Origin of the sequence: Nostoc flagelliforme FACHB-838, from assembly GCF_014698065.1 — a bacterium.
GTDB classification, from domain to species: Bacteria; Cyanobacteriota; Cyanobacteriia; order Cyanobacteriales; family Nostocaceae; genus Nostoc; species Nostoc flagelliforme_B.
Map to the genome: position 1 here is coordinate 1 of NZ_JACJSI010000570.1, position 3052 is coordinate 3052.

Here is a 3052-nt window from a genome sequence, read left to right on the forward strand (position 1 = left end):
AGTTGGCTGCTAGAACTATGGTACAGCGACGCAAGATTAGTTATGCCACCCAAACAGAACTTGGTACCAAAGCATGGGATATTTTCATGTCCCTGGTTGCCACTACTCGTAAGTTAGGTATTAGCTTTTTTGAGTATATGCATGACCGGATTTTGCAACTCGGTGATATTCCCTGTTTGGGTAACATTATTCGAGAGAAGTCTTCTTCTAACCCATTTGGTTGGTCGTGGCTACCTGAATAAATCTCTACCCCGAAATTTTGAGCCGATACGTTTGATATTTATCAGGAAGTTTACTAATAAACTCATCTGCGCCAGCAATAGAGCAAGCTCTCACAATTTCTTCAAAACTTACTTGGGGATAGCTAAAGCTGAAATTGTCAATAATTGAGCGACTCCAGAAATGGGGTTCTTGGGGGACTAATACCACCTGTTGCCGTAGGTATTCTAATGAAAGGTCTTGCTGGTTATATAACCCATAGCGGATATTACCAGACTGAAGCTTATATAAACCAGCCATCAGTTTGGCTAAGGTACTTTTGCCGCAACCGGATTTACCAATCAAAGCAATGACTTTACCACCTGGGATTATTAAAGAAAAATCAGAGAGCAAGTCTACTCTACCCGCATGGTGAAAGTTGAGGTTAGTGCAGGTGATATCTGCATTACCTGGAATATTTGCGGTCGGTTTTTTAAAGTCATTTTCATCTTCTGGGGTGGCATCGATGACTTCTGTCAAGCGTTGGACAACAATTTGAGCAGTGATAAACTCATCAACTAATCCGATTGCTGAACTTAGGAAGCCAAGAAAGTTGCCACTCATGCCAGTAAACGCGAGCAACTGCCCAATGCTTAAGGTCTGATTAATCACCAAGTTGCTGCCTAACCAGAGTAAGGTAACATTCGTCAGAGTGGAAATAAAACTGGTAATTGTGCTACTATAAAGTCCCAGTTTCATCGTACTCCAGTTCAGGTTGGCGAGGCGACCATAATTCGTCTGATACTCTTGCCAAGCTTGGGGGGTGGCTTGAGTAGTTTTTAGTACTTGAACACCGTGAAAAGTTTCCACAAGAAAGCCTTGGTTTTCTGTGCCTAAGACAATCTGTTTGCGAGTTTTTTGGCGTAAAGCTGGTAGGAAAAGCAGGTTAATTGCTGTGACAATGATAAAAGCGGCAAGGGTAGCCACAGTCAACTCCCAGCTAATGAATAACATAAAGCCCAAGGAAACCAAGGCAATAAAAAATTGGCTAGGTAAACCGAGGACAATTTGGGAAACTAGAGTATTGATAGAATGAACATCAGCAATACGACTGACTACTTCCCCACTGCGACGTCCTTCAAAGTATTCTAAAGGCAAGTGCAAGAGTTTCCGCCCATATTCGAGAATCAATCCTAATTGCAGTCTTTGACCGAAGTGTCCAATTAGGTGAGACTGTACTAACCCGATTACACTTTTAATCAGGTTCATAATGATCACCCCAACTGCCACTGTTGTTAGCAATTGAGTATCTCCCCGCACGAGTACATCGTCAGTAAGCAGTTGCATCATCAAGGGTGAGGCTAAAGAAAGCAGCCCAATCACAAAGTTAATGGCGATCGCCTGGATTATCAAGAAGCGATAAGGCCAAACGCGCACCAGATAACGCCCGATTCCTCCGATTTTATCGGATGTTTGCTCTCGAAAGCGGTTGTCGTCTGGTGTCAGTAGTAACATGACACCATTACCCCAACCTGCGGTTAAGTCCTTAAGAGTGATATAGCGGATGCCAATGGCAGGGTCAGCAATTACGTATTTACTACCTTTTCGCCCATATAAAACTACCCAGTGGTAGCCTTTGCAGTGAATAATCGCTGGTAGAGGGGCTTGATGCAATTGCTCGATAAATTGAGAGCTAGCTTTGGCAAGGCGAGTATTAAATCCTAAAGCTTCTGCTCCTCGACTTAAACCTAATAGGGTGGTTCCCCGCGCTCCCGTTCCAACTGCTTCTCGGACTCGATGCAGAGCAAAGGTGTGTCCGCAGTGTTTGGCAACAGTAGCAAGGCAAGCAGCACCACAGTCTTCTTCACTATGTTGCAGAACAACTTGGTATTTCATAACAGAATTTTGAAGTAAACTGAGGCTAAACTAAGACCGATTGCTTATACTAAAGCGTTTTTATATCAGTTGGCCTCCCTACAGCACCATAAGTCTTTTGCTATTGTCAAAAGACTGTTTACCTTTATGACAGACCAACAAATATCTTATTTTCACAAGCTATATAGGAATCCTACTTGAATATTGCTCAGTATACTGATAAGGAAAGCTTTGTATGTCAAGCTTCTAGGCAGCTTAGTTGTTCAGAAATCAAATAGGAGTCCTATATGAGTATGAAGCTTTTTCAGCAATCATTTAGGATTGCTATGGCTTCTAAAATACGTGCTTTGCTTGAATGCTACTTTTTTTTCTTGGATGCTAGTACAGCTTGGCGGAAATAAACAGACCATTAAATAGCTAAGACTTTACCCTTATATGTCCACTTAAAAGGTTTAGCCATTGTTTTATTAAAGTAGTCAATAAAACTGAGGATTCGATTTTTTAAATCATCCTGACTAGTAAAACTTGCTCTTCTTAGTAACTTACGAACTAAAATACTGAACCAAATTTCAATTTGGTTGAGCCAAGAAGAATGTTTTGGGGTGTAATGGAAAACGATTTTATGTGTTGGGTCTTTCAAAAAAGCAATACGAGATTTCATGGATTTGAGTATGCCACTTTTTCCCTTAATACCCAGGTCAATATTCAAACCTTCTTTTTCTGCAACCAAGCGAACCAGTGACTCAGACTGATGAGTATTAAGACAATCCATGATTAAATGCCATTTTTTGGCATCGAGATCACTTTCAATTATTCGATGAATATTGAGGAGAAAATCAATTTCTGTCCTGGAATCTCCACAAGTCGGCTCGATAATCTTACCAGTGGCAATATCAAAATTAGCGATTAAAGTTTGTGTACCATGACGAATATACTCAAATTCCCGTCTTTCAACCTTACCCGGTCGCATTGGTAAATC

General features: G+C 41.1%; 2 protein-coding genes and 1 pseudogene. 1 reads left to right on the forward strand and 2 read right to left on the reverse strand.

Translation table 11 applies throughout. The features are described from left to right. Nucleotides 1–242 (forward strand): annotated as a pseudogene (locus H6G97_RS48920) (hypothetical protein); the annotation flags it as partial. A gap of 4 nt (nucleotides 243–246) precedes the next feature. On the opposite strand, the gene H6G97_RS48925 reads toward H6G97_RS48920, so the two are convergent. Together H6G97_RS48925 and H6G97_RS48930 are read right to left on the reverse strand one after the other, a co-directional pair. Further along, nucleotides 247–2094, reverse strand: a complete 1848-nt coding sequence (locus H6G97_RS48925) for a peptidase domain-containing ABC transporter (protein ID WP_242056159.1) — start codon at nucleotides 2092–2094, stop codon at nucleotides 247–249. 388 nt (nucleotides 2095–2482) lie between these two features. Then, nucleotides 2483–3052: transposase (locus H6G97_RS48930; protein WP_190947495.1), on the reverse strand; the 570-nt coding region annotated here is incomplete at its 5' end.

Bases quoted from the DNA above. Each gene is read 5' to 3' on its own strand.
- H6G97_RS48925 (WP_242056159.1), bottom strand. From the start codon at position 2,094: ATGAAATACCAAGTTGTTCTGCAACATAGTGAAGAAGACTGTGGTGCT.